19 protein-coding genes are annotated in these 26,195 nt (G+C 73.5%); 7 read left to right on the top strand and 12 right to left on the bottom strand.

The genetic code is table 11. The features are described from left to right. Positions 1–64: 64 nt before the first annotated feature. Positions 65–2,326: an MMPL family transporter gene (locus C4J65_RS33625; protein ID WP_115745841.1), complete on the bottom strand. Its 2,262-nt coding sequence runs from the start codon at positions 2,324–2,326 to the stop codon at positions 65–67. Between the two features lie 186 nt (positions 2,327–2,512). Between C4J65_RS33625 and C4J65_RS33620 the strand changes: the two genes are divergently transcribed. After that, entirely contained in the window at positions 2,513–3,247 is a 735-nt protein-coding gene (locus tag C4J65_RS33620) for a TetR/AcrR family transcriptional regulator (protein WP_115745840.1), read from the top strand. Between the two features lie 13 nt (positions 3,248–3,260). Here C4J65_RS33620 and C4J65_RS33615 read toward each other — a convergent pair whose 3' ends face one another. Continuing rightward, positions 3,261–4,208: a LysR family transcriptional regulator gene (locus tag C4J65_RS33615; protein ID WP_162833475.1), complete on the bottom strand. Its 948-nt coding sequence runs from the start codon at positions 4,206–4,208 to the stop codon at positions 3,261–3,263. A gap of 108 nt (positions 4,209–4,316) precedes the next feature. Between C4J65_RS33615 and C4J65_RS33610 the strand changes: the two genes are divergently transcribed. Next, positions 4,317–5,630, top strand: a complete 1,314-nt coding sequence (locus C4J65_RS33610) for an aspartate aminotransferase family protein (RefSeq protein ID WP_115745838.1) — start codon at positions 4,317–4,319, stop codon at positions 5,628–5,630. Positions 5,631–5,703: 73 nt separating this feature from the next. Here C4J65_RS33610 and C4J65_RS33605 read toward each other — a convergent pair whose 3' ends face one another. The 4 genes from C4J65_RS33605 to C4J65_RS33590 form a co-directional block, all read right to left on the bottom strand. Beyond that, the gene (locus C4J65_RS33605; protein ID WP_115745837.1) at positions 5,704–7,923 is read right to left on the bottom strand and encodes an MMPL family transporter; all 2,220 of its coding nucleotides are present in this window, start codon (positions 7,921–7,923) and stop codon (positions 5,704–5,706) included. Between the two features lie 241 nt (positions 7,924–8,164). Then, positions 8,165–8,728 carry a GerMN domain-containing protein gene (locus C4J65_RS33600; protein ID WP_115745836.1) on the bottom strand — a complete coding sequence of 188 codons (564 nt, stop codon included), beginning with the start codon at positions 8,726–8,728 and terminating at the stop codon, positions 8,165–8,167. Further along, on the bottom strand, positions 8,725–10,236 hold the full coding sequence (locus tag C4J65_RS33595; RefSeq protein WP_115745835.1) for a HAMP domain-containing sensor histidine kinase: 1,512 nt from the start codon (positions 10,234–10,236) through the stop codon (positions 8,725–8,727). Before C4J65_RS33595 ends, C4J65_RS33600 begins: the two co-directional genes overlap by 4 nt. Continuing rightward, entirely contained in the window at positions 10,233–10,931 is a 699-nt protein-coding gene (locus C4J65_RS33590; protein WP_115745834.1) for a response regulator transcription factor, read from the bottom strand. Before C4J65_RS33590 ends, C4J65_RS33595 begins: the two co-directional genes overlap by 4 nt. A 147-nt stretch (positions 10,932–11,078) precedes the next feature. On the opposite strand from C4J65_RS33590, the gene C4J65_RS33585 reads away from it, so the two are divergent. The 3 genes from C4J65_RS33585 (at position 11,079) to C4J65_RS33575 (ending at position 14,408) form a co-directional block, all read left to right on the top strand. Further along, positions 11,079–11,915, top strand: a complete 837-nt coding sequence (locus C4J65_RS33585; RefSeq protein WP_115745833.1) for an SGNH/GDSL hydrolase family protein — start codon at positions 11,079–11,081, stop codon at positions 11,913–11,915. A gap of 88 nt (positions 11,916–12,003) precedes the next feature. Next, positions 12,004–13,254 (top strand): acyltransferase, encoded by a 1,251-nt coding sequence (locus C4J65_RS33580; RefSeq protein WP_115745832.1) that lies wholly within the window; start codon positions 12,004–12,006, stop codon positions 13,252–13,254. Positions 13,255–13,331: 77 nt separating this feature from the next. Then, complete coding sequence (locus tag C4J65_RS33575; RefSeq protein ID WP_205351181.1) at positions 13,332–14,408, top strand: MerR family transcriptional regulator; 1,077 nt, start codon at positions 13,332–13,334, stop codon at positions 14,406–14,408. A 39-nt stretch (positions 14,409–14,447) separates the two neighbouring features. Here the strand turns inward: C4J65_RS33575 and C4J65_RS33570 are convergent, their stop codons facing one another. Together C4J65_RS33570 and C4J65_RS33565 are read right to left on the bottom strand one after the other, a co-directional pair. Next, the gene (locus C4J65_RS33570) at positions 14,448–15,548 is read right to left on the bottom strand and encodes a winged helix DNA-binding domain-containing protein (RefSeq protein ID WP_115745830.1); all 1,101 of its coding nucleotides are present in this window, start codon (positions 15,546–15,548) and stop codon (positions 14,448–14,450) included. Further along, positions 15,545–15,967, bottom strand: a complete 423-nt coding sequence (locus tag C4J65_RS33565; RefSeq protein ID WP_115745829.1) for a VOC family protein — start codon at positions 15,965–15,967, stop codon at positions 15,545–15,547. The genes C4J65_RS33570 and C4J65_RS33565 overlap by 4 nt, the downstream gene beginning before the upstream one ends. A gap of 145 nt (positions 15,968–16,112) precedes the next feature. On the opposite strand from C4J65_RS33565, the gene C4J65_RS33560 reads away from it, so the two are divergent. Next, a complete protein-coding gene (locus C4J65_RS33560; RefSeq protein WP_162833474.1) occupies positions 16,113–17,114 on the top strand; it encodes a WYL domain-containing protein in 1,002 nt (333 codons plus the stop codon). A gap of 15 nt (positions 17,115–17,129) precedes the next feature. On the opposite strand, the gene C4J65_RS33555 is transcribed toward C4J65_RS33560, so the two are convergent. The 4 genes from C4J65_RS33555 to C4J65_RS33540 form a co-directional block, all read right to left on the bottom strand. Beyond that, on the bottom strand, positions 17,130–18,341 hold the full coding sequence (locus tag C4J65_RS33555) for a Cmx/CmrA family chloramphenicol efflux MFS transporter (RefSeq protein WP_115745827.1): 1,212 nt from the start codon (positions 18,339–18,341) through the stop codon (positions 17,130–17,132). Between the two features lie 99 nt (positions 18,342–18,440). Then, positions 18,441–20,735: an FdhF/YdeP family oxidoreductase gene (locus C4J65_RS33550; RefSeq protein WP_115745826.1), complete on the bottom strand. Its 2,295-nt coding sequence runs from the start codon at positions 20,733–20,735 to the stop codon at positions 18,441–18,443. A gap of 86 nt (positions 20,736–20,821) precedes the next feature. After that, the gene (locus C4J65_RS33545) at positions 20,822–21,340 is read right to left on the bottom strand and encodes an SRPBCC family protein (RefSeq protein WP_115745825.1); all 519 of its coding nucleotides are present in this window, start codon (positions 21,338–21,340) and stop codon (positions 20,822–20,824) included. After that, positions 21,337–23,850, bottom strand: a complete 2,514-nt coding sequence (locus tag C4J65_RS33540) for an ATP-dependent Clp protease ATP-binding subunit (RefSeq protein ID WP_115745824.1) — start codon at positions 23,848–23,850, stop codon at positions 21,337–21,339. Before C4J65_RS33540 ends, C4J65_RS33545 begins: the two co-directional genes overlap by 4 nt. A 123-nt stretch (positions 23,851–23,973) precedes the next feature. Between C4J65_RS33540 and ligA the strand changes: the two genes are divergently transcribed. Next, positions 23,974–26,064 (top strand): NAD-dependent DNA ligase LigA, encoded by a 2,091-nt coding sequence (gene ligA, locus C4J65_RS33535; protein WP_162833473.1) that lies wholly within the window; start codon positions 23,974–23,976, stop codon positions 26,062–26,064. Positions 26,065–26,195: the final 131 nt, after the last annotated feature.

Here is a 26,195-nt window from a genome sequence, read left to right as displayed (position 1 = left end):
CCCGCCCGTGTCCGCTTCCCCGGGGGAGGGGGGCGGACACGGGCGGAGCCGCGGGCCGGGAGCGTCAGACCCCGGTCGAGTCCTTCACCCCGGAGGGCCGGTCGGCCGGCTCCGCGACGGAGACGGGCGCGGGTGCGGGTGCGGGTGCGGGTGCGGGGCCGGCCTCGCTGAGGCCGAAGCGCCCGTGGAACCTGCGCAGGAGGGGCGGCGCATACCAGGCCGAGCGGCCGAGCAGGCGCATGGCGGCCGGTACGAGGACACCGCGTACGGCGACGGCGTCGATGAGGATGGCCAGTCCGCTGCCCAGCCCGAACAGCTGCATGAAGCTGATCTTCGCGGTCCCGAAGGCGAAGAAGCTCACCGCGAGCAGGCAGGCGGCCGCGGTGACGATGCGTCCGGTGTGGCCGAGCCCGTCGGTCACGGCGGTGCGGGTGTCCGCGCCCTGGTCGTGCAGTTCCTTGATCCGGCTGGTGACGAAGACCTCGTAGTCCATGGAGAGGCCGAAGGCGATGCAGAACATCAGCACGGTCATCGACGCCTCCATCGGCTGCGGTGTGACGCCGATCAGGGAGGCCAGATTGCCGTCCTGGAAGATCCAGGTCATCACGCCGAGGGTCGCGCCCAGGCTGATCACGTTGAGGACCAGGGCGCGCAGCGGCTGCACGACGCTGCCGGTGAACAGGAAGAGCAGGACGAAGGTGGTCAGGGCGACCAGGCCCAGGGCGAGCGGGAGCCGGCCGCTGATGGAGTCCTTGGAGTCGACCAGCTGGGCGTCCCCGCCGCCGACCAGTGCCTCGGTCCCGACGGGCGGTGCGACGGCCCGCACCGCCTCGACCAGTTCCTGGGCCTCGTCCGACCGGGGGGTGAGGCCGCTGACCACGGTGACGCGCTGGGCGTCGGGGCGGCCGAGGGCCGCGTTGCCGGGGCCGGTCGCCCGGGACTGTCCCTTCATGTAGGTTCCCGCGCCGGTCTCGACGCGGACCACGCCTTCGATGCCGGACAGTTCGGCCGCGTAGGAGCCCAGCGGGGCCTTGTCCACGGGCGCGTCGATGACCACGTGGAGGGCGGCGTCGTCGTTGCCGTTGAACTCCTCGCGCAGTACGGAGGCGACCTGGCGGCTCTGCGCGTCCTCGGGCAGCACGCGTTCGTCGGGGGTGCCCAGGGTGATGCCGAGGAGCGGGCCGGCCGCCACCAGCAGGACGGCCAGCACGGGCAGCGCGGTGAGCGCGGGGCGCCGCATCACGGTGTCCGCGAGCCGTCCCCACAGGGGCGCCCGGGTGGCGGTGCGTTCCCTCCTGGCCCACGGAAGCCGGCCGCTGTTGACCCGATGGCCGAGGACGACGAAGAGGGCCGGCATCACGAAGAGCGTGCCGATGGCGGCGATGGCGACCACGCCGACCCCGGCGTAGCCGAACGAGCGGAGGAAGTACTGCGGGAAGACCAGCAGCGCCGCCAGCGCGACGGCCACCGTGGCGGCCGAGAAGGCGACCGTGCGGCCGGCGGTCCGCACCGTGTGACGGACGGCGTCGTCCACGGTGGAACCGGTCGCCAGCTGCTCCCGGAACCTGCTGATCATCAGCAGGGCGTAGTCGATGCCCAGGCCCAGTCCCAGGGCCGTGGTCAGGTTGGTCGCGGACACGGACACGTCGACCGCCCCGCCGAGGAGGGCGAGTTCGGCGAAGGTTCCCGTGATGGCGATGGTCCCGATGGCCAGCGGCAGCAGGGCGGCGACCACGCTGCCGAAGACGAGCAGGAGGAGCAGGAGGGTCAGCGGTACGGCGATGGCCTCGGCGAGCACGAGGTCCTTGGGCGTCTGCGTCTCCATGTCGTTGCCCACGGCGGCGCCGCCGCCGGCCCGGACGTCGAGGCCGCCCTCGTGGGGTCCGGTGTACGCGTCGATGACGGTCCTGGCGTTCTCCCGCTGCTCGGTCTCGTCACCCTTCACGTGGGCGAGCACCAGGGCCTCGCGGCCGTCCTCGGAGCGCAGCGCGGGCTGTTCGGCGTCCCAGTACGCCACCACGTTCTCGAGGTCGGGGTCGTCCCTGAGGTCCGCCACCAGGGCCCGGCCTGCGCGCTCGGCGGCCGGCGCGTCGACACCGGACTCGGGGGCGCCGACCAGCAGGACGAGGTTCGTCTCCCCGCCGAACTTCTCCTCGATGGCCTGCCCGGCCCTGGTGGACTGGGAGGCCGGGTCGTCGTAGCCTCCCCCCTTCAACTTGCCGAACGCGCCGGCTCCGACGGCACCCATGAGCGCCACGGCCACGACGGCGACCACCAGTACCAGCCGGGCCCGGCGAATCGCCAGTTCGGCTATGCGTTCAAACACGCACGTTCTCCCTTGTTCCTTGCGGTGAAGGCGACGGAATGCGGCCGGAGTTGTTGACCTCAGGAGGGCCCGCGCCGCCGCACCACGACGTTAGTGAGACGTCACGCGCTTTGGCAGTGTGAGATTTACCTAACAGTGTTCGACTTCGTGATGGCCCGTCAGGCCGTGGCGCCGTAGGCTCGCCGCATGCCCGCAGAGCGACACACCACCACGGCTCCCGTCCCCCTCCGCGAGCGGCGCCGGACCGCCGCGGCACAGGAGATACTCGCCGCCGCCGAACAGCACATCGGCGAACACGGTCCCGCAGCGCTGTCGCTCCGCGCGGTCGCCCGCGGTCTCGGCATGACCGTGCAGGCGCTCTACCACTACTTCCCGAACCGCGACGCCCTCGTCACCGCCCTCATCACCAAGGCGTACGGCGAACTGTCCGACGCGTTGCAGGCCGCCGCCGACAGCGTGCGCGCGGACGCCTCCACACCCCGTCTGGTCGCGGTGGCCGAGGCCTACCGCGACTGGGGCGTCGCCCGACCCGAGCACTTCCAGCTCCTCTACGGGACGCCGCTGCGCTACTACGCGGCTCCCGCCGAGGGCCCGACCACGCAGGCGGTCCGCCGGATGGCGGCGGTCTTCCAGCGCGAGCTGTTCGCCGGTTTCACCCCGGCGCAGCTCGCCGCGGCCGAGGTCCCCGCGCTCTCGCCGCCCTACCGGGAGCATCTGGAACAGCTGCCCCTGCACGCCCAGGGCGATCTGCCGCCCGCCGCGGTCTCCCTCTTCCTGAGCGCGTGGGGGCACGTGCACGGCCTGGTCGTCCTGGAGGTGTTCGGGCACACCGCGTTCCTGGGCGACCATCAGGCGGAGGTCTTCCGCACGTCGGTGCGGATGATGCTGGAGGACATCCACCGTCGGATCCCCGCCGCCTGAGCGAGCGCGGCTCTCAGGGGTGCGGGTCTGCCTCCCGGCCCGCACGGGACGGGTCGGGGGCGGACAGGGCCTCGATCTCGGGGTGGTCGCGCAGGGCGGCGATGACCGCGTTCACCGCGGCCCGCTGCGGGGCACCGCGCCGCACCACCACGGCGACGTTGCGGTGCACCGGCGGGCTGAGGCGGCGGGTGACGACGGCATGGTCCGCGGTGACCGCGAGGGCGGGCAGCAGGGCGATCGAACCGGTCGTCTCGACGTGCCGCAGCAGCATGAGGTAGTTGCTGAACCGGCAGGCCACCCGGGGTTCGAATCCCGACTCGCGGCACAGCCGCACGGTCAGGTCCGCCATGTACGACTGCGGCCGGTCGCAGGCCCAGGTCTCCTCCTTGCACGCCGCGAGGTTCACGGCGGCGCGGGCGGCCAGCGGATGGCCGTCCGGCAGCACCAGGAGGACCGGGTCGCTGCCGAGCGACATGACGTCGAGGTCCGCGCCCCACGTCAGGCCGGAGTAGTCGGTGGTGGTGACGACGACGTCCGCCTCGCCGGAGCGCAGGGCGGGGCCGCTCTCGTGCGGTTCCATCTCGACGAGTTCCAGGCGCAGATGCGGATGGGTGGCGGCCAGCCGGTTCGCCGCCGGGACGGCGAGGCTGTAGATCGCGCTCTGGAACACGGCGAGCCGGACGGTGCCGATGGGCTCGTCGTTCAGGGCGCGCAGTTCGGCCTCGACGTCGGCCATCCGGTCGAGGATCTCCCGGGCCCGGCGGGCCAGCAGGAGTCCGGCCGGGGTCAGCCGCACCCGCCGCCCGGTCCGCTCGATGAGCCGGCACCGGGTCTCGGTCTCCAGCACCGCCAGTTGCTGGGAGACCGTCGACGCGCTCAGGTGCAGCGTGTCGGCGACCGCGCGGACGGTACCGAGCGTGTCGAGCTGGCTGAGCAGGTGCAGTCGTCCGGAGTTGAGCACGGAGCCGATGGTACGGCGCACCCTGGGCGATCTGTACGGTTCTGCCGTACAGCAGCGTCGAATCCGTGCGATGGACACGCGCAGCGACCCGTCCCTACCGTCGGTCGCATGCCTTCCGAGACTCCCGGCGCCGACCTGGGGCGCCACCTGATCCGCTACTCCGGCCACGCGCCCTTCTCGCCGGAGGTCGTCGTGCGCGCCGCGGGCACCTCCGTGTTCACGGAGAGCGGCCGTGAGCTGCTGGACTTCACGTCCGGTCAGATGAGTGCCATCCTCGGGCACTCCCATCCGGCGATCGTCTCGACGGTGCGCGAGCAGGTCGCGCACCTCGACCACCTGCACAGCGGCATGCTCAGCCGCCCGGTCGTCGAGCTGGCCCGCCGGCTCGCCGGCACCCTGCCCGCACCGCTGGAGAAGGCGCTGCTGCTGACCACCGGTGCGGAGGCGAACGAGGCCGCGGTGCGGATGGCGAAGCTCGTCACCGGGCGCCACGAGATCGTCTCCTTCGCGCGGTCCTGGCACGGCATGACCCAGGCCGCCGCGAACGCCACCTACAGCGCCGGACGCAAGGGCTACGGCCCCGCCGCGCCGGGCAACTTCGCGCTTCCGGTGCCGGACCGCTACCGCCCCTCCGTCGTCGGCGCGGACGGCGAACTGGACTGGCGGCGCCAGCTGGACCTGGGTTTCGAGATGATCGACGCCCAGTCGGTCGGCAGTCTGGCCGCGTGCCTGGTCGAGCCGATCCTCTCCTCGGGCGGCGTCGTCGAGCTTCCGCCGGGCTATCTCGCCGCCCTGGCGGACAAGTGCCGCGAGCGGGGCATGCTGCTGATCCTGGACGAGGCCCAGACGGGGCTGTGCCGCACCGGCGACTGGTACGCCTTCGAGCACGAGGGTGTCGTCCCGGACATCCTCACGCTGTCCAAGACGCTGGGCGCGGGGCTGCCGCTGGCCGCCGTGCTGACCAGCCCCGAGATCGAGCAGCGGGCGCACGAGCGGGGCTTCCTGTTCTTCACCACCCACGTCAACGACCCGCTGCCCGCCGCGGTGGGCAACACCGTCCTCGACGTCCTGGTCCGCGACCGCCTGGACGAGCGCGCCCGCGGGCTCGGCGCGGCGCTGCGGGAGGGCCTCGACAAGCTCGCCGTCCGGCACGAGGTGGTCGGCGACGTCCGGGGCCGGGGGCTGCTGCTGGGCATGGAACTGGTCGGCGACCGGGTGCTGGGCGAGGGCGGCGCGGACCGGCTCGGCGCCGCCGTCACCCGGCGCTGCTTCGAGCTGGGGCTGCACATGAACATCGTCCAGCTCCCGGGGATGGGCGGGATCTTCCGTATCGCTCCCCCGCTGACCGCGAGCGACGACGAGATCGCCCGCGGTGTGGCCGTCCTCGACCAGGCACTCACCGACGCCGCCGCGGACCTGTAGCCCTGCGGCCCTGCAACCCGAAGGCCCCGGTGTCCCTGGGGGTACCAGGACACCGGGGCCGTGTGCGGGAGTGTCAGACTCCGGCCGTCTCCGGCTCGCGGGCGGGCTCCGTGGGCGCGACGGTGTCGCCGAGTTCCCGGTGCAGCTTCTCGCCCTCGACGTCGACGTTCGGCAGCAGGCGGTCCAGCCACCGGGGCAGCCACCAGGCCTTGGTGCCGAGCAGTGCGAGCACCGCGGGCACGATGGCCATGCGGACCACGAAGGCGTCGAAGAGCACCGCGATGGCGAGGCCGAAACCCATCATCTTGATCATGGCGTCGTTCTCCAGGATGAAGCCGGAGAAGACGCTGACCATGATGATCGCGGCGGCCGCGACCACCCGGCCGCCGTGGGTGAAGCCCGTGGTGACGGACTCGGCGGCGGACTGTCCGTGGACGTACGCCTCCCGCATGCGGGTGACGAGGAAGACCTCGTAGTCCATGGCGAGGCCGAAGACCACGCCGATCATGAAGATCGGCATCATCGACATGATCGGGCCCGGCTGGTCCACGCCGAACACGTCGGCGAGCCAGCCCCACTGGAAGACCGCGACCACCGCGCCGAGCGCCGCGGCCACCGAGAGCAGGAAGCCCAGGGCCGCCTTCAGCGGGACGAGGACCGAGCGGAACACCAGCATCAGGAGCAGGAAGGCGAGCCCGACGACCAGCGCCAGGTAGGGGATCAGCGCGTCGTCCAGGGTCTGCGAGAAGTCGATCGTCATCGCGGTCGCGCCGGTGACCAGCATGGTCGCGCCGGTGTCGGCCCTGATGTCGCCGGACAGCGAGCGGATGTCGTGCACCAGCGACTCGGTGGCGACGTCGCTCGGACCGGTCTTGGGCATCACGGTGAGGACGGCGGTGTCGCCCTCCTCGTTGAAGTTCGCCGGGGTGACGGCCGCGGCCTCGCCCAGTCCGGTGATCTTCTCGCCCACGGTGTCCGCTGCGGCCTTCGGGTCGTCCGCGCCGCGCGCGTCCACGGTGACCATCAGCGGGCCGTTGAACCCGGCCCCGAAGGACTCGGACAGCATGTCGTAGGCCTTGCGCTGGGTGGTGTCGGGGGCCGAGCTGCCCTCGTCGGGCAGGCCCAGCTCCATACCGGCGGCCGGTACGGCGATCACGCCGAGGCCGAGGACCGCGGTGAGCAGGACGGTGACCGGGCGCCGCTGGACGAAGCGGGCCCACCGGGTGCCGAGCTTCGGCCTGCCGGAGGCGGCGCGCGCCCCGGCGGGAGCCTTGCGGTCCTTGCGGCTGAGCGCCTTCTTGCCGGCGAAGCCGAGCAGCGCCGGGGTGAGGGTGAGGGCGATCAGCACCGCGATGCCGACGGTGCCCGCGGCGGCCAGGCCCATCTTGGTGAGGATCGGGATGTTGACGATCGCCAGACCGGCCAGGGCCACGACGACGGTCAGTCCGGCGAAGACGACCGCGGAGCCCGCGGTGCCGACCGCCCGTCCGGCCGCCTCCTCCGGGGCACGGCCCTCGGCGATCTCCGCCCGGTAGCGCGAGACGATGAACAGGGCGTAGTCGATGGCGACCGCGAGGCCGATCATCATGGCGAGGGTGGAGGTCGTGGCGGACAGCTCCAGCGTGCTGCCGAGCGCCCCGATGGCGGAGATGCCGATGCCGACACCGATGATCGCCGAGAGCAGCGGCATGCCCGCCGCGACCAGTGAGCCGAAGGTCAGCAGGAGCACGATCGCGGCGACGCCGATGCCGATCAGCTCGGCGGTGCCGCCCATCTCCTGCTCGGCCACGACCGCGTCGCCGCCGGTCTCGACCGTGTACCCGCCCTCGCGCGCGCCGTCGGTGGCGGCGGTGAGCGAGTCGCGGGCCTCGTCGGTCAGCTCCATCGCGTTGACCTTGTAGGTCACCGAGGCGTAGGCGGTGGTGTCGTCCTTGCTGACGGCGTTCGCCTCGAACGGGTCGTCCACCGAGGAGACCTGCGGGCCGGCCTTGAGGTCGGCGACCAGGTCCTTCACCCGGTCCTTGCCGGCCGCGTCGGAGATCTTCGTGCCCTCGGGGGCACGGATCACGACGCGGGCCGTGGCGCCCTCGGCACTGGCGGCCGGGAACTGCTCGTCGAGCAGGTCGAACGCCTTCTGGGACTCGGTGCCCGGCATGGAGAAGGAGTCTTCGGGCGGGGCCGGCGCGGCGGACGAGGCGACGCCGGCACCCACGAGTATGGCCACCCACAACAGGGCGACCAGGCCGCGGCGCCGGAACGCCCTCCGGCCGAGTCGATAGAGAAACGTAGCCACCTTTTGGACCAATCCGTCGGGTTACGGGCAGGACGAAGACCCGGCACATGGGGGGAAGGCGGAGACGCTGACCGGGGTACACATCCATGCTCGCCCGGGGTTCCGGGCGTTTGATCCGACCCTGGGTCTGGACTGGCGTACTGCGTCGGGTGTAGTGGGGACCCGCGCTCCTCTCCCCTCGGTGTAGATCACGAAGATGGGTGTACTCCGCATTTCGTTGCCGCGGGCAGTCGACGCCCGCTCAGCCGGTGACGGGCGTGGCGTTGCCGCCCGCACCGCAGCGCAGGGTCCAGGGCCTGGCGGAGCGGATGCCGTTCTCGTGGATCCGGACGTCGACCTCGTCGGCGGGGAGGTCTCCCGGGACGTCGGCGTGGGCCGCGGTGCAGACCAGCTGGCTGACCGCGGTCACGTCGAGTTCGCCGGCGCTGACCCGGAGGGGGACGACGACGTCGACGGCTCCGTCGCTCGTGGTCGCGGTGAGCCGTCCGGCCGCTCCCGAGGCGACGTGGGTGGTCAGGCCGCGCTCTCGCTCGGCCCGGGTGGGACCGTCCAGGAGGAGGTCGAGTGCCTGCTGCGGGGCGAGGGCGGCGTCGGTCCGCCGGGTGACGGGGCGGGGGCCGTAGGGGCCGGCGAAGTACAGGCGCACGGTGCCCGCCCCGTCACCGGGCCGCTGGACGCCGGAGGCGGGTGCGCCGGCCCGCACCGGGCCGGTGGTGCCGATTCCGCAGCCGGTGACACCGGCGGCGAGCAGCACGGTGAGGGCCAGGGCGGCCCGATTCGGACGCGGGAAGTGGCGGGATGTCATGTCGTTCCCGGGGAGGAGGCGGCCCGCGGCAGGGTGAGGGTGAAGACGGCACCGCCGCCGGGTCGGTTGGCCGCGGTGAGGGTGGCGCCGTGCAGGGCGGCGTTCTCGTGGGCGATGGCGAGTCCGAGGCCGCTGCCGCCGGAGCGGGGCCGTGCCGCGTCGGCCTTGTAGAAGCGGTCGAAGACGTACGGGAGGGCGTCGTCCGGGATGCCGGGCCCCCGGTCGGTGACGGTGACCCGGACCCGGTCGTCGCACGCGCGGACCGCGATCGTCACGGGCGGACGGCCGTGGTGCAGCGCGTTGGCGACCAGGTTGCCGAGGACGACGTCGATCCGGCGGGGGTCGACGCGGACGGGTGCCGGTTCGGGCAGGTCGGCCCGCACCCGGTCGTCGTCGGCCCAGCCGCGCAGTTGCAGGGTCTTGGTCACGAGGGTGCGCAGGTCGACGTCCTCCCGGTGGACGGGGGCGGCCTTGGCGTCGAAGCGGGAGACCTCCATGAGGTCCTCCACCATCCGGGCCAGGGTGCGCACCTCCTCGCTGATCAGCCGGACGGCGTCCTCCGTGTCGGCGGGCAGCACACCCGCGGCGGCGTCCTCGTCGAGGACCTCGGTGACCGCGGCCATGGCGGCCAGCGGGGTGCGCAGTTCGTGGGCGACGTCGGCGGCGAAGCGGCGCGCGCCCGCCTCGAGCCGGCGCAGTTCGGCGGCGTCCCGCTCCAGGGTCTCCGCCATGGTGTTGAACGAGCGGGTCAGGTCGGCGAGTTCGTCGTGGCCCGCGGTGTCCAGGCGGGTGTCCAGCTCCCCGGCCGCGATGCGTTCGGCGCCGTGGCGCAGTCGTCGGACGGGCCGCAGGACGCTGCGCGCCGCCGCGAGGGCCGGGACGAGGGCGAGGGCGAGCGCGGGGACGGCTCCGGCCTGGGCCGCGGTGACCAGGGCGTCGATGTCGGCCCGGTCGTCGTCGAGGGGGAAGACGGCGTACACGGTCAGCCCGGAGAGCGTCCCCGGGTCCGGGTCCCCGTTCTCGGCTTCGTCCGGGGTGTAGGCGACGGGCATGCCGAGGGCCAGCCACGGGCGGCCGTCGTGTTCGGTCCGCTGGTGGACGGCCCGCCCGGTGTCCCGCACGGTCTCCCGCAGCTCGTCGGGGACGGCCGGCGCGCCGGGGGAGGCCGAGACCGGTTCGCCGCCCCGGTAGGAGGCGGACGCGTGCCAGGCGCGTGCCCCGCCGGCCTGGTCGATCTGTCCGGTGAGCCCGCGCAGGTCCTCGGCGGTCGGCGGAAGGGTCAGGTCGGGGGCGAGGGAGTCGAGCTGGGTACGCAGATCGGCGACGGCGGTCTCCGCGGCGCGGTCGAGGATGGCCGCGCGGGCCCGGTGGAAGGTGAAGCCGGCGGTGAGCAGGGCGCCGAAGGCGGCGGCCAGGAGGAAGGCGACGACCAGCCGGACCCGCAGCCCGCGGGGCGGGTGCGGCCGGAGTCTGCTCCCAGCGAGCCGGAGGGGCCGGAACCGGCTCACAGTGGACCGAACCGGTAGCCGAAGCCGCGCACGGTCTGCACGTACACCGGTCTGCGCGGGTCGTCCTCGATACGGGCGCGCAGCCGCATCACGCAGGCGTCGACGAGGCGGACGTCGCCGTAGAAGGAGTGTTCCCAGACCTGCTCCAGCAGTTGCTGGCGCGAGTACACCTGCCCGGGGGTGGCGGTGAGGAACAGCAGGAGCTTCAGTTCCGAGGGTGCCAGGGGCAGCTCGGTGCCGTGCTTGGCCACGACCAGGGTGGTGCGGTCCACCGTGAGGTCCGCGTGCCGCTCGGGGCCGGCGGCCGGATTCAGCGTACCGCCGTCCTGGGCGGGCGCGACCCGGCGCAGGACCGCCCGGATCCGCGCCTCCAGCAGCTCGGCGCCCGCCGGTTTGACCACGTAGTCGTCGGCGCCCGCCTCCAGGCCGACGACCATGTCGATCTCGTCGCCCCGCGCGGAGAGGATGATGATCGGGATCCGTTTGCTCTCCCGGATCCGGCGGCACACCTCCAGACCGCTCATGTTCGGCAGCATCAGGTCGAGGAGCACCAGGTCGGGCCGGTGCCGCTCCAGGGTCAGCAGGCCGGTCTCGCCGCTGCCCGCGACGGCCACCTCGTGCCCCCGGCGTTTCAGCGCGAGCGAGACGCCTCTCTGTACTGCGGGGTCGTCTTCGATGAGCAGGACTCGTGCCATGGGGGTGCGCTCTTCTCCGGTTTCCTCGGCTCGGCGGCGGCCGTCTTCTGCCAGCGTGCTCGAAGCGTATGACGCCGGGTTCCGCGTCATGTGAGGAAACGATGACAGCCCTCCCCGGGCCGGGCGCGGGTGGCCTGTGCTGGAGGCATGGACAACGAGATCAACTCCAGCGGGCGGTCGCTGCCCGCCCGCCACGCCGTCGGGTACGCCCTGGCCGTGGCCGTGGCACTCACCCTGACCGGCTGTCAGGGTTCCGGCACCGGTGTCGAGGTCTCCGCGAGCGACAGCGCGGCGGCCGGCGCCCCGGGCGGCGGGAAGGGCTCCTCCGACGGGAAGCGGGACGACAGGCCGCGACGGCTGCTGTGGATGGGCGACTCCATCGGTGAGACCCAGGCGCCCGCCCTCGACGCGGCCATGAAGGCCGGGGGCGTCGCGTTCAAGTCGGTGGCCGCCACCGGCGGCGGCGGTGTAGTCGGCGAGATCGCGGCGCCCACCTGGGACCGACTGCCGAAGACACTGGAGTCCTTCGCGCCGGACGTCGTCGCCTACCAGGTCACCACCTACGACTGGGGCACCCCGGCCGAACAGCGCGCGGCCTACGAACGCCTGGTGAAGACGGTGAACGAGGCGGGCGCCGACCTCCTCCTCGTCTCCGCCCCGCCCTTCAGGATCGACGACTTCTACCAGCCGCACGAGGCCGGGATCGCATCCGCGCCGCGGTCCGCGAAAAGTGTGGCCGAGGAGCACCCGGACACGGCCGGCTTCCTCGACGCCGCCGCCCTGTGGGGCGACGACAGCGGTTCCGAGCAGGCGCAGCGCAGCGAGGACGGCATCCACTCCTGCCAGCAGGGCTCGGCGGCGTTCGCCGTCTGGTTCGGCGAACAGCTGGAGAAGCGGTACGGCTTCGACCCGGCCGCCGCCGACACGTGGGCCACCGGCGCGTGGACCGGCGAGAAGGTCTACAGCCGGCTCGGCTGCGCGTAGCCCCATGGCGGACCCCGGCCCGCGCACCCGCCCACCGCGAGGCGGTCGCGGGCCGGGGACGCCTCACCCCTTCCACGGAGACCAGCCCATGCCCCTGCCGGCCACACCCTCCCCCGCCCACCGCCGCGCCGCCCCCTCCCCCGTGCGGCGACCGCCGCGGCGGCACGTCGCCCCGCTCGACGGCCTGCGCGGCGTCGCCGTCCTGGGCGTGCTGTTCTTCCACGCCGGTCATTTCGACGGCGGGTTCCTCGGCGTCGACCTCTTCTTCGTCCTGTCCGGCTTCCTCATCACGGGCCTGCTGCTGAAGGAGGCGCGGGCCCGCGGGGGCCGGATCGACCTCCTCGCCTTCTGGGGCCGGCGCGCACGACGGCTGCTGCCCGCGCTCGCGGTCGTGCTCGCCGGAACCCTGCTCCTGGTGTGGGCCCTCGGCCCGCCGAACCTGCTCCGGTACGCCCTCGACGACGGGCCGTGGGTGGCCGCGAACCTCGCCAACTGGCACTTCGTGGCGGACCGGGTCGGCTACTGGGACTCGGCCGGCACCAGGGTCTTCAGCCACCTGTGGAGCATCGCGGTCGAGGAGCAGTTCTACGTGGTGTGGCCGCTGGTGCTCTGTCTGGTGGCCCGCGGCCGGGGCGCCGGACGGCGGGTGGCCGCCGTGGCCGCGACCGGTGCCGTCGCGTCCCTGGTGCTGATGGTCGTCCTGACCACTCCGGCCGACACCACCCGGGTCTACGAGGGCACCGACACCCGCGCCTTCTCGCTCCTCCTCGGAGCGCTGGCGGCCACCGAGCCCGCCGCGCGTCTGGTCTCCCGCCTCGGCGAACGCGCGGCCGACCGGTGGAGCCTCGCCCTGGCGGCGGGCATCGGGGCGTACTGGGTCGCGGCCGACGGCCAGAACTCCCCCTCCCTCTTCCGGGGCGGGCTGTTCCTCCACGCCCTGGCCGCCGCCCTGCTCATCGCGTGCCTCGCCCGGGCTCCCCGCACACCGGCCGGGCGCTTCCTCGCCGCCGCGCCGCTGCGCCGGCTCGGCGTGGTCTCGTACAGCCTGTATCTCTGGCACTGGCCCGTGTACCTGCTGCTGAGCGAGGAACGGCTCGGTCTCGAGGGGGCTCCCCGTACGGCGGTGCTGCTCGCCGTGTCGGTGGGGCTCGCCCTGCTCTCCAAGGTCCTGGTGGAGGACCCGGTCCGGTTCCGGGCCCGCTGGGCGAGGGGCCGCACCGGGGCGGTCGCCCTCGTCGCCGCCTTCGCCGCGCTGACCGCGCTGTGGGCGGTGGTCCCCCAGCCGCGAACCGGGGAGGGCTCGGTCGACGTCACACGTCTCGGGGCGGGCGGCGGTTGACCTTCACCTTGGGGCAGGCCGCAGCATCGGTGCCACCGGGCGACGCGCCCGGTACGAGGAGGAGTGGGCACGTGGGCGTGGAGCTGCTGACCATAGGGGCGTTCGCGAAGGCGACCCGGCTGTCGCCGAAGGCGCTGCGTCTCTACGACGAGCTGGGCCTGCTGCCGCCCGCCCGCGTCGACCCGGTCACCGGCTACCGCCTCTACGCTCCGGAACAGGTGGAACGGGCCCGGCTCGTGGCCTGGCTGCGCCGCCTGGGGATGCCGTTGGTCCGCATCCGGCACGTGTGCTCGCTGGACGCGGGAGTGGCGGCCGGGGAGGTCCGCGCCTTCTGGGCACGGGCCGAGGCCGAGACCGCCGCCCGACGGGACCTGGCCGCCTTCCTCGTCGATCACCTGACCCGGAAGGACCCCGCCATGTCTCCCACCGCTCCTGCCCTGAGCATGCGCTACGCCGCCGCCTCCGACACCGGCCTGGTCCGCGAGAGCAACCAGGACACCGCCTACGCCGGTTCCCGCCTGCTGGCCGTCGCCGACGGCTTCGGCGCCGAGGGCGCTCCGGCGAGCGCCGCCGCCGTCGAGTCGCTCCGGCGGCTGGAAAGCGGCGGTGTCCCGGCGGACGGCCTCCTCAACGTCCTCGCGGACGCGGTGGAGGAGGCCGAGCGGGCCGTGCACGACGCCGTGGGATCCGGTTCCGCGCCGCAGCAGGCCGGTACGACCCTCACCGCGATGCTCTGGACGGGGTCGCAGCTGGGCCTCGTCCACATCGGCGACTCGCGCGTGTACCTGCTGCGCGACGGGGAGCTGTTCCAGATCACGCACGACCACACCATGGTGCAGTCGATGGTCGACGAGGGCCGCATCACGCCGGAGGAGGCCGCGTCCCACCCCCAGCGGTCGCTGCTGGTACGGGCCCTGGGCCGGGGAGCCGACGCCACCGCCGAGATGCGCCTGCGGGACGCCCGGCCCGGGGACCGCTACCTGCTCTGCTCCGACGGCCTGTCGACGGTGGTGCCGGGCGACGAGATCCGCCGGGTGCTGGCCGCCCCGGGCGAGCCCGGGCGGGCCGTCCGGGAACTGGTGGCCCTGGCCAACGGGGCCGGCGGTCCCGACAACGTCAGCTGCGTCGTCGCCGACGTCGTGCCCGGGGAGTGACGCCCCCGGCCTCCGAGCCGCGTCCGGGCCGGCCGCCCCTCAGGGCGGTGCCGCCCCGACCCGGACACGGTCGCTGCCGCCCTCGGAGAGGAAGGACGCGAGGGCCCGCCCCTCCTCGGCGGCCTCGGCGCACTCCGCCCGGGTGAGCCGGCGCAGCGGAGCGACGGTCACCGTGCCGTCCTCGACGGTCCAGGTCGCCGAGACCCTCCCGTCGACGAGGACGAAGCGGGCACCGGTGACCGACAGGCCGCGGTGCGGGTCGTCGATGATCCGGCCGCGGTCCTGGTAGCCGAGGACCGCGTTGTCGAAGGCGGGCAGGAACCGGACGGGTGCGGGGGTGTCCGGGTCGGGTCGCGGCGCGCCGGGCAGGTCAAGGAGTTCCCGGCCCCGTTCGTCGCGGAAGGAGACCAGTTCCCCGCGCACCGCCGCGACCGCGGCCGGCAGCCCCGCGAGCCCGCACCAGGCCCGCAGGTCCGCCGAGGCGGCCGGCCCGAACGCGGCCAGGTAGCGCCGTACCAGCTCCTCCCCGACCGGATCGGTGCCCGGCGGGGCGGGCGGCTCCACCTCGCGGCCCAGCCAGTGGGCCACCGGGGCGTTGCGCACCCCGGCCCTGGTGCGCCACAGCCCGCGCGGCGGCAACTGCACCATCGGGATCAGCGCGGCGACCAGCAGCTCCCCGAGCGGCCGCGGTCCCACGTCCGGCCACCGCGCGGCCACGGCGCGGGCGAGGTCGCCCATCGAGCGGGGCTCGCCGTCGGCCAGGACCGCGCGGCCCGCCGCCGCGAGCTCGTCGGGGTCGACCCCGGCGAGCTCGCGGCGGTAGGTGCCGAGGACGCGTGCGCGCAGCATGGCGTCGTGGCGCGATCGCCAGGCCAGTACGTCCTCGGCGGCGACGAGATGGACGGTGCGGCGCATGAGGTGGGTCCGCACCACCCGACGCCCGGTCAGCAGGTCGTCGAGCACCCGCGGGGCGAAGTCGCGCAGCCGCGACCACAGCCCGACGAACGGTTCCTGGGGCTCCTGTGCCTGCATGCCGCCGAGGTGCGCGACGGTGTCGAGCACCGGGCGGTCCGCGCGGTCGAGCAGCAGCTGCCGGGCGAGGGCCGCCCGGTTCAGCGACCGGGCGTCGAGCACGCTCACGCGTTGTACTCGCTCACGACGTCCAGGACCCAGGTGACGCCGAACCGGTCCCGCAGCATGCCGTACAGGGGCGCCCACTGGGCGGCGTCCAGGGGCCGCACGACGGTCGCGCCCTCGGCGAGCTTCTCCCAGTACGCGGTGATCTCCTCGGTGGTCTCGCCGCGGACCGAGACGAAGAACGCGTTCTCACCCTGGTTCCAGGGCAGGTCGGACGGCACGTCGTAGGCCATCACGGCCAGGCCGTCGGCGGTGGACACCTGGCCGAACATCACCTGGTCGGCCGCGGCGGGATCCTGGACGTTGCCGGCGTCCTTGTACGTCACCAGGGTGATGTCCCCGCCGAACGCGGCCTGGTAGAAGGTGAGGGCCTCTCGGGCGTCACCACGGAAGTTGAGGTGGGTCACGGCTTTGGCGGTCACGACGGGCTCCTTGCCTCGTGGAACAAGCGGAACAGCGGGACGGCCCACGGAGCGGGCCGCCGCGGGGCCGGTCCGGCCCCGCGGTGCCCACTCTGCTTCAGGTAGCGGTCAGGTTGTGGCCGCTATGTGCGGCAGCATGGTGGTCATGCAGAAGACCTCGGCCCGGCTGCTGTCCCTGCTCTCGCTGCTCCAGGCCCGCCGGGACTGGCCCGGCGCGGTGCTGGCCGAGCGGCTGGACGTCAGTGCGCGCACGCTGCGGCGCGACGTCGACCGGCTGCGGGAGCTGGGCTATCCCGTGCGGGCGGTGAAGGGCCCCGACGGCGGTTACCGCCTGGACGCCGGAACGCGGTTGCCTCCGCTGCTCTTCGACGACGAGCAGGCGGTGGCCCTCGCGGTCGCGCTCCGGACGGCCGCGGCCACCGGCGCGGGGATCGAGGACGGGGCCGAGCGCGCCCTGACCACCCTGCGCCAGGTCATGCCCGCCCGGCTGCGGCACCGGATCGACGCCCTCCAGGTCACCTCCGTCGCACGGTCCGCGCCCCGGCCGCAGCCCCAGGCGGACACCGGCGTCCTGATGGCGCTCAGCGCCGCCGTCCAGGCACGCGAGGTCCTGCGCTTCGACCATGCCCCGGCCCACGCCGCGGACACGGCGGCGGAGGAGGCGCCGCCCCCGCGCCGGGTGGAGCCGCACCATCTCGTCGCCCGGGGCGGGCGCTGGTACCTGGTCGCCTGGGACCTGGACCGCGAGGACTGGCGGGTCTTCCGTGCCGACCGGATCACCCCGCGCACACCCACCGGCCCGCGCTTCACGCCCCGGGACCTGCCCGGCGGGGACGCGGCCGCCTTCCTGACCGGCAGGTTCCGCGGCTCCGACGGCTCCCCGGACTGGCCCTGCCGCGGCACGGCCGTACTCCACCTGCCCGCCTCCGCGGTGTCCCCGCACGCCGCCGACGGGACGGTCGAGGAGCTGGGTCCCGACCGCTGCCGGCTCACGACGGGCTCCTGGTCGTGGCCCTCGCTCGCGGCCGCCTTCTGCCTCTACGACACCGACATCGAGGTGGTCGGCCCGCCCGCGCTCAAGGAGGCGTTCGCCGGGCTGGCCGACCGCTGTGCCAGGGCCGTCGCGGAGCGGCCCCGGCGACGGTGAGCGCCGAGGCCCGCGTCACACCCGCTGGGCCCGCTCCACGCTCGCGGTCTCGGCGGCCGGGCCGCCGCCCGTCACGACGCGCGACCGGGTGTGCAGCCGCAGGGAGACGGCGACGAAGGCGATCGCGACCAGGGTCATCGCCCCGCCCGCCCAGGCGGTGGCCTCGTAGCCGAGGTCCGCGTCGATCACCGTGCCGCCGAGCCAGGGCCCGCCGGTGTTGCCCAGGTTGAACGCGGCGGTCGTCGTCGCGCCCGCGAGGGTGGGCGCGGCACCGGCGACGTTGAACATGCGCGCGTTCAGCGCGGGCGCCGTGTAGAACGCGGAGACGCCGAGCAGCAGCGCCAGGACGGTCACGGCGGCGGGGCTGCCGGCGAACAGCGCGAGGGCGGCCAGCAGCACCGTCGAGGCGGTGATGCCGGAGAGCAGTACGCCGAACAGGTGGGCGTCGGCGACCCGGCCGCCGATCGCCGTGCCGATCAGCGCGCCGACGCCGAACAGCGCCAGCACGGTCGGCACCCATCCGTCCGCCAGTCCGGCGACGTCGGTGAGCAGCGGGGCGAGGTAGGAGAAGGCGCAGAAGACGCCGCCGGCGGCGAGCGCGGTCACGACGATGGACAGCCAGACCTGGTGGTCCCGGTAGATCGCCAGCTCGCCCCGCAGCCGGGGCCGCCGCTCGGGCAGCGGGATACGGGGGATGAGGGTCACCACGCCGACGAGCGCGACGGCGGACGCGCCGCCCACGGCCCAGAACGCGGACCGCCAGCCCAGGTGCTCGCCGAGGAAGGCGCCCGCCGGGACGCCGAGGACGTTGGCGATGGACAGTCCGCCGATCATCACGGCCATCGCGCGGGCCCGCGCGGTCACCGGCACCATCGCGATGGCCACGGCCGCGCCCACCGCCCAGAAGCCGGCGCAGGCGAGGGCGCTGACGACCCGCGAGACGAACAGGACCTCGTAGCTCGTCGCGAGCGCGCCCGCGACCTGGCCGACGCCGAACACCGAGATCAGCGCGACCAGCGTGGTCTTGCGCGGGAGGCGCAGGGTCGCGACGGCCAGCAGCGGCGCGCCGACCACCATGCCGATCGCGAACGCCGATATGAGCAGCCCGGCTCGGGGGATCGACACGTCCATGTCGTCGGCGATGGGCGGCAGCAGTCCGGAGAGCATGAACTCGCTGGTGCCGAGGGCGAAGACGGACAGGCCGAGGATGTAGACGGCGAGCGGCATGCGTCCGGCCGTGGGCCGTGGAGAAGAGTCGGGCACGACAGCTGTCAACGGAGCCCCGCTTCCCGCCATTCCCGCGGCGGGGCCCGTCTCACGATGCGGCTACGGTGTCACGCGCTCCAGCCGGACGAGGATGCCCTTCGAGGTGGGCTGGTTGCTGATGTCGGCGACGCTGTCCAGCGGGACCAGGACCTGGGTCTCCGGGTAGTACGCGGCGGCGGATCCGCGTGCGGTGGGGTAGGGGACCACCTCGAAGCCCTCGGCGCGCCGCTCGGTGTCGTCGTGCCAGACCCCGACGACGTCGACGCGGTCTCCCTCGGCCAGGGACAGGGCGCTCAGGTCGTCCGGGTTGACCATGACCACCCGGCGGCTGCCGTGGATGCCCCGGTAGCGGTCGTTCAGGGTGTAGGGGATGGTGTTCCACTGGTCGTGGGAGCGCAGGGTCTGCAGCAGCAGGTGGCCCTCGGGCACGTCGGGCGTGCGCCAGGTGTTGCGGGTGAACATGGCCTTGCCGGTGGCGGTGCGGTAGACGCCCTCGTTGACGGGGTTGGGCAGCCGGATGCCGCCGGGGCGTGCCACGCGCCGGTTGAAGTCGTGCAGGCCCGGCACGACCCGGGAGATCCGGTCGCGGATCGCGCCGTAGTCGGCCTCGAACTCCTCCCAGGTCACGTTCCCGGGGCCGGTGCCGAGGGTGCGGCGGGCGAGCCGGCACAGGATGGCGACCTCGCTGAGCAGCAGGGGTGAGGCGGGCTTGAGCCGTCCGCGGGAGGTGTGCACCTCGCTCATGGAGTTCTCCACGGTGACGAACTGCTCCCCGCCCGCCTGCTGGTCGCGTTCGGTGCGGCCGAGGGTGGGCAGGATCAGCGCGGTCTGCCCGCAGACGGTGTGGGACCCGTTGAGCTTGGTGGAGACGTGGGCGGTCAGGCGGCAGCGGCGCATGGCCTCCTCGGTGACCGAGCTGTCGGGGGCGGCCCGGACGAAGTTGCCCGCGACGCCGAGGAAGACCTTGATCCGGCCCTCCCGCATCGCCTTGATCGAGTCGACCGAGTCGAGGCCGTGGGCGCGCGGCGGGTCGAAGCCGAACTCGTCGCGCAGGGCGTCCAGGAAGGAGTCCGGCATCTGCTCCCAGATGCCCATGGTGCGGTCGCCCTGGACGTTGCTGTGGCCGCGCACGGGGCAGGCGCCGGCTCCGGCCCGGCCGAGGTTGCCGCGCAGCAGCAGGAAGTTGACGATCTCCCGGATGGTGGGCACGCCGTGTTTGTGCTGGGTGATGCCCATCGCCCAGCAGACGATGACCCGCTTGCTGCGCAGTACCTCGTCGCGGACCCGCTCGATCTCGTGACGGGTCAGACCGGTGGTGGCGACCACGTCGTCCCAGGAGGCCTGCCGGGCGTGCTCGGCGAACTCCTCGAAGCCGCTGGTGCTGTCGCGGATGAACGCGTGGTCCAGGACCGTGCCGGGCCGGGCGTCCTCGGCCTCTAGGAGCAGCCGGTTCAGTGCCTGGAACAGGGCGAGGTCGCCGCCGGGGCGGATGTGCAGGAACCGGTCGGCGATCCGGACGCCCTGGCCGATGACCCCGCGTGCGTTCTGCGGGTTCCTGAACCGCAGCAGCCCCGCCTCCGGGAGCGGGTTGGCGGCGACGATGCGGGCGCCGTTGCGCTTGGCCTGCTCCAGCGCGGACAGCTGCCGCGGGTGGTTGGAGCCGGGGTTCTGTCCCACCAGGAAGATCAGGTCGGCGTGGTGGAGGTCGTCGAGGCTGACCGTGCCCTTGCCGGTGCCGAGGGTCTCGTGCAGGGCGAAGCCGCTCGACTCGTGGCACATGTTGCTGCAGTCGGGCAGGTTGTTGGTGCCGTAGGCGCGGGCGAAGAGCTGCAGCACGAAGGCGGCTTCGTTGCCGACCCGGCCCGAGGTGTAGAAGACCGCCTCGTCGGGGGTGGCCAGCGCCTTCAGCTCCCCGGCGAGCAGGTCGAGGGCGTCGCGCCAGCTGATCGGCTCGTAGTGGTCGGAGCCGGGCCGCTTCACCATCGGCTCGGTGAGCCGCCCCTGCTGGTTCAGCCACAGGTCGGAGCGCTGGGCCAGGTCGGAGACGGAGTGCTCGCGGAAGAAGTCGGCGGTGATCCGCCGGGTGGTCGCCTCGTCGTTGATGTGCTTGGCGCCGTTCTCGCAGTACTCGTTGCGGTGCCGGCGGCCGGGCGCGGGGTCCGCCCAGGCGCAGCCCGGGCAGTCGATCCCGTCCACCTGGTTCATGGTCAGCAGGTCCACCGCGGTTTCCCTGGGGGACGTCTGCGCCAGGGAGTACTCCAGTGCGTGCACCACGGCGGGCACGCCCGCGGCCCAGGTCTTGGGCGGGGTGACGGTCAGGTCGTCCCGGGGTTCGTCCCTGGGCGGCTTCTTCATCGGGGGATCGCCTCTCGTTCGCTGTGTTCCGGCACGGGTCTGCGCCGTGTTCGGTACGGGCCTGCGCCGTGTTCGGTACGGGCCCGTCAGCCCACGGGCCAGACCGCCACCCGGCTGCGCGGCGGTTCCGGCTCCCCCGGCCGCACCTGGCCGCCGCGGATCGTCCCCCGCCAGGCGCCGCTCGCCTCCCCGTGCCCTTCGATGTACGCCTTGAAGTGCGCGAGTTCGTGCCGCACGACGCGGCCCGCCGCACCGGGGACCAGGGTGAGTACGCCCGTGAGTCCGCGCGGCTCGGCCGACATCCGCACGGTCACCGAGGTGCGGTCCGCCTCGGTGGGCCGGAAGGTCACCTCGCCCCGGTGGCCGTGGCGTTGCCCGAGACTGCGCCAGGTCAGGTGCGAGTCGGGCACCTGGTCCACGATCTCGGTCGCGAACTCCCGGCGGGCGAGGCCGAGTCCGACGACCCACAGGGTCACAGCGGGCCTGATCTGTTCGACGCGCTGCACGGTGGTCATGAACCGCGGGAAGCACTCGAACTGGGTCCACTGGTCGTACGCGGTGCGCACCGGTACGGCGATCTCGATGGTCTCCTCGACGGTGTTCATGTGCCGCTCGCCTCCGCGGGTCGTGCGATGCCGGACTTGTCGACCGTGCAGTGCAGGGAGTCGTCGACCACGTCGGCGACGACGGTGTCCCCGGGGTCGGCCTCGCCGCCGAGGAGCAGGTCGGCGACGCGGTTGTCGAGTTCGGCCTGGATGGTGCGCCTGAGCGGTCGGGCGCCGAACTCCGGCTGGTGGCCGTGCGCGATCAGCAGCTTCTTGGCCGCCTCGGTGACCTTGAGCGTCAGGCCCTGGGCGTGCACCCGCCGTTCGCTCCCGGCCAGCAGGTGGTCGACGATCCGCGAGAGGTCGGCCTCGGTGAGGCCGTGGAAGACGATGATGTCGTCGATGCGGTTGAGGAACTCCGGCAGGAACCGGCCCCGCAGCTCCTGCATGAGCTCGTCCTTGAGGCCGGACACGTCGCCCTTGTGGTCGAGGATGCGGTGGGCGCCGATGTTGGACGTCATGATGACCACGCAGTGCCGGAAGTCGACGGTGCGGCCCTGTCCGTCGGTGAGGCGGCCGTCGTCGAGGATCTGCAGCAGTGTGTTGAAGACGTCGGGGTGGGCCTTCTCCACCTCGTCGAACAGGACCACGCTGTAGGGCTGCCTGCGGACCTTCTCGGTGAGCTGGCCGGCCTCCTCGTAGCCGACGTATCCCGGGGGCGCGCCGACGAGCCGGGCGACCGTGTGCTTCTCCTGGAACTCGCTCATGTCGAAGCGGATCATGCGGTTCTCCTCGCCGAACAGCAGCTCGGCGAGGGTCTTGGCCAGCTCGGTCTTGCCGACGCCGGTCGGGCCGAGGAAGAGGAAGGAGCCCACGGGCCGGTCGGGGTCGCCCATGCCGGCCCGGTTGCGGCGCACGGCCCGCGCGACGGCGGTGACCGCCCGGTCCTGGCCGACGATCCGGGCGTGCATCTCGTCCTCCAGCCTGAGCAGGCGTTCCTTCTCCCCGGCCGTCAGCCGCGAGACCGGGATGCCGGTGCGGCGGGAGATCACGTCCGCGATGTCGTCGGCGGTGACGGAGACGACGCCCTCGCGGCGTTCCTGGATGCCCGCGAGTTCGCCCTCCGCCTCGGCGATCTCGTGCTTCAGCTCGCCCGCCCGGTCGTAGTCCTCGGCGGCGACGGCCTGCTCCTGCTCCCGGCGCAGCTTCGCGACGCGGTCCTCGCGGCTGACGACCTCGGTGGAGCGGCTCGCGCTGCGCAGCCGTACCCGGGCGCCCGCCTGGTCCATGACGTCGATCGCCTTGTCGGGCAGGAAACGGTCGCCGACGTAGCGGTCGGACAGCTCCGCCGCGGCTGTCAGCGCTCCGTCGGCGAAGCGGACCTGGTGGTGCGCCTCGTAGGCGTCGCGCAGGCCCTCCAGGATCTGCACCGTCTCCTCGACCGAGGGCTCGGGAACCATCACGGGCTGGAAGCGGCGTTCGAGGGCGGCGTCCTTCTCGACGTACTTGCGGTACTCGTCGATGGTCGTGGCGCCCACCACGTGCAGTTCGCCGCGCGCGAGGGCCGGCTTGAGCATGTTGCCGGCGTCCATGGAGCTCTCGCCGCTCGCCCCGGCGCCGACGACGGTGTGCAGTTCGTCGATGAACAGGACGATGTCGCCGCGGGCCTGCTGGACGTCCTCGATGACCTTCTTGAGCCGCTCCTCGAACTGTCCCCGGTACTGCGCGCCCGCCACCATGGCGGACAGGTCGAGGGCGACCACTCTCCTGTCCTTGAGCGTGTCCGGGACCTCACCGGCGACGATGCGTTGGGCCAGCCCCTCCACGATGGCGGTCTTGCCGACGCCGGGCTCGCCGATCAGCACCGGGTTGTTCTTCGAGCGCCGGGAGAGGATCTCGACGGTCTGCTCGATCTCCTCGGCGCGGCCGACGACGGGGTCGAGCTTCCCGGCCTTCGCCTCGTCGGTCAGGTCCCGCCCGTACTCGTCCAGCGTCGTGACGGGCCTGCCGCCGTCGTCGCCCGGAGTCCCGCCCGAACGGGCGACCTGGTCGGTGAGCCCCTCCAGCTTGCCGATGTCCTGCCCCTGAGCGCCCAGCAGCCGGGCCGCGCCCGTGTCGCCGTCCGCGAGCAGGGCGCCCAGGATGTGCTCGGGGCCGATGTAGGAGACGCCGGACGCGCGGGAGCGGGCGTAGGCGGTGGCGAGGGTGCGCTTGGCCGCCGGGGTGAGGCCCGGCTCGGCGGACGGCTCGCCCGCCTCGCGGGGCAGCACCTCGGCGATCCGGTCCGCGAGTGTGTCGGGGTCGGCGTCCGCCCGGGCGAGCAGTCCCCGCGCGGGCTCGACCTTCGTGGCCGCCCACAACAGGTGCTCGGTGTCCAGGTCGGACGTCCCGTCCTCCAGCGACCGCCGTGCCGCCAGGTTGAGGAGCTCCTGCGAGGACTCGGTCAGCAGCCGGCCGATCGGCACCCGCTGCACCGCCGGGGGCGAGGAGGCGGGCGACGTTCCGAAGAACCGGTTGAACAGATCGCTGAAGGGATCGGACGCACCGAATCCGAACGACGACATCGACATGAGAGCTCCAGGGGCGGTGGCAGTCGACTCCACCGAAACCCCATGTCGGCGGCTCCGCAAGCGGAACGGCCGCCACCCGGCGGCGAGGGCCCGTTGTCAGTGGTGGGCGGCATGATTTGGGCCATGACTACTCCTGCAGCAGTGATCGTCGACGCCACCGCCTACGCCCAGGCGGTGGCGGACGCCGCGCGCGCGGCCGCCGCCTACTACGCGGGCGGCTCCGCCCCGCTGGACGACGACGCCTACGACCGGCTGGCGAGAGGGATCGCCGCGTGGGAGGCCGAGCACCCCGACGAGGTGCTGCCCGACTCCCCCACCGGCAAGGTCGCCGGCGGCGCGGCCGAGGGGGACGTGCCGCACACGGTGCCGATGCTCAGCCTGGACAACGTGTTCTCGCCGGAGGAGTTCACCGCCTGGACGGAATCCCTGGCCCGGCGCATCGACCGCGAGGCCGCGCGGTTCAGCGTGGGCCCCAAGCTGGACGGCCTCGCCGTCGCCGCCCGCTACCGGGAGGGCCGCCTCACCCGGCTGATCACCCGGGGCGACGGCACGGCCGGGGAGGACGTCTCGCACGCGATCGGCACCGTGGAGGGGCTGCCGGAGGTGCTGGCCGAGCCGGTGACCGTCGAGGTGCGCGGCGAGATCCTGATGACGACGGCCCAGTTCGAGCACGCCAACGAGGTGCGCATCCAGCACGGCGGACAGCCCTTCGCCAACCCGCGCAACGCGGCCGCGGGCACCCTGCGGGCGAAGGAGCGCGCCTACACGGTGCCGATGACGTTCTTCGGGTACGGCCTGCTGGCCCTGCCGGACACCGACGCGGGGCTCGCGGGGCGGCTGGAGGAGCTGCCGTACAGCGAGCTGATGGAGACGGCGGCCGGGCTCGGCGTGCACACCAGCACCGGCACGGCGGTGCCGGACGTGGTCGTGGAGACGCCCGAGCAGGTGGTGGCGCGGGTCCAGGAGATCGCCGCGCTCCGTGCCGAGCTGCCGTTCGGCATCGACGGGATCGTCGTCAAGGCCGACCTCGCCGCCGACCGGCGGGCCGCCGGGTCGGGCTCGCGGGCGCCGCGGTGGGCGATCGCCTACAAGCTCCCGGCCGTGGAGAAGATCACCCGGCTGCTCGAGGTGGAGTGGAACGTCGGCCGTACCGGCATCATCGCCCCGCGCGGCGTCCTGGAACCGGTGGTCATCGAGGGCTCCACGATCGCCTACGCCACGCTGCACAATCCGGCCGACATCACCCGTCGCGGTCTGCGGCTGGGCGACCACGTCATGGTGCACCGCGCCGGTGACGTCATCCCGCGCATCGAGGCTCCCGTCGCACATCTGCGGACGGGCGAGGAACAGCCCATCGTCTTCCCCGAGGCGTGTCCGCGCTGCGGCTCGGACATCGACACGAGCGAGGAGCGCTGGCGGTGCGCGCAGGGCCGCAACTGCCACCTGGTCGCCGCCCTCGCCTACGCCGCGGGGCGGGACCAGCTCGACATCGAGGGGCTGGGCACCACCCGGGTCGTCCAGCTCGTGGAGGCGGGGCTCGTCGCCGACCTGGCCGACCTCTTCCTGCTCCGGCGCGAGCAGTTGCTCGCCCTGGAGCGGATGGGCGACACCAGCACCGACAACCTGCTCGCCGCGCTCGCCCGGGCCAAGGAGCAGCCGCTGTCCCGGGTGCTGTGCGCGCTGGGCGTGCGGGGCACCGGCCGTTCCATGTCCCGGCGCATCGCCCGGTACTTCGCCACCATGGACCACATACGCGCCGCCGACGCCGAGGCCATGCAGCGGGTCGACGGGATCGGGGTGGAGAAGGCCCCCTCCGTCGTCGCGGAGATCGCCGAACTGGCCCCGCTCATCGACAAGCTCGCCGCCGCCGGCGTGAACATGACCGAGCCCGGCGCGGCCCCTCCCCCGCCCGCCGACGCGGACGGCGAGGACGGGGCGACGCCCGCCGCGGCGGCGGACGGCGGTCCGCTGGCGGGCATGAAGGTGGTCGTCACCGGCGCGATGACCGGGGACCTGGAGCGGCTCAGCCGCAACGAGATGAACGAACTGATCGAGCGGGCCGGCGGACGCTCCTCCTCCAGCGTCTCCAAGAACACGACGCTCGTCGTCGCGGGCGAGGGGGCGGGTTCGAAGCGGGCCAAGGCGGAGCAGCTCGGCGTCCGGCTGGCCACCCCCGAGGAGTTCGCCGTGCTCGTCGCCGACCTGCTCGGCTGAGGCCGGGCGCGCCCGCGCGACGGGGTATCGGCGGGGGTGTTGGTGACACCCCCGGCCCGGGGGCCAGTCCCACTGATCTTCCTTCCCGGCCCTGAGAGGGTCGTCGGTGCAGGGACACCGTCCGCCCGCCG

Source organism: Streptomyces sp. CB09001, assembly GCF_003369795.1.
Lineage (GTDB): Bacteria > Actinomycetota > Actinomycetes > Streptomycetales > Streptomycetaceae > Streptomyces.
Note: the sequence above shows the minus strand (reverse complement) of the source record. Positions and strands in the feature narration are given on the sequence as shown.

Bases quoted from the DNA above. Each gene is read 5' to 3' on its own strand.
- C4J65_RS33610 (WP_115745838.1), top strand. From the start codon at position 4,317: ATGCCTTCCGAGACTCCCGGCGCCGACCTGGGGCGCCACCTGATCCGC.
- ligA (WP_162833473.1), top strand. From the start codon at position 23,974: ATGACTACTCCTGCAGCAGTGATCGTCGACGCCACCGCCTACGCCCAG.
- C4J65_RS33555 (WP_115745827.1), bottom strand. From the start codon at position 18,341: ATGCCGCTCGCCGTCTACATCCTCGGCCTGTCCGTCTTCGCCCTCGGC.
- C4J65_RS33620 (WP_115745840.1), top strand. From the start codon at position 2,513: ATGCCCGCAGAGCGACACACCACCACGGCTCCCGTCCCCCTCCGCGAG.
- C4J65_RS33600 (WP_115745836.1), bottom strand. From the start codon at position 8,728: ATGACATCCCGCCACTTCCCGCGTCCGAATCGGGCCGCCCTGGCCCTC.
- C4J65_RS33585 (WP_115745833.1), top strand. From the start codon at position 11,079: ATGGACAACGAGATCAACTCCAGCGGGCGGTCGCTGCCCGCCCGCCAC.
- C4J65_RS33540 (WP_115745824.1), bottom strand. From the start codon at position 23,850: ATGTCGATGTCGTCGTTCGGATTCGGTGCGTCCGATCCCTTCAGCGAT.
- C4J65_RS33590 (WP_115745834.1), bottom strand. From the start codon at position 10,931: ATGGCACGAGTCCTGCTCATCGAAGACGACCCCGCAGTACAGAGAGGC.
- C4J65_RS33580 (WP_115745832.1), top strand. From the start codon at position 12,004: ATGCCCCTGCCGGCCACACCCTCCCCCGCCCACCGCCGCGCCGCCCCC.
- C4J65_RS33560 (WP_162833474.1), top strand. From the start codon at position 16,113: ATGCAGAAGACCTCGGCCCGGCTGCTGTCCCTGCTCTCGCTGCTCCAG.
- C4J65_RS33545 (WP_115745825.1), bottom strand. From the start codon at position 21,340: ATGAACACCGTCGAGGAGACCATCGAGATCGCCGTACCGGTGCGCACC.
- C4J65_RS33550 (WP_115745826.1), bottom strand. From the start codon at position 20,735: ATGAAGAAGCCGCCCAGGGACGAACCCCGGGACGACCTGACCGTCACC.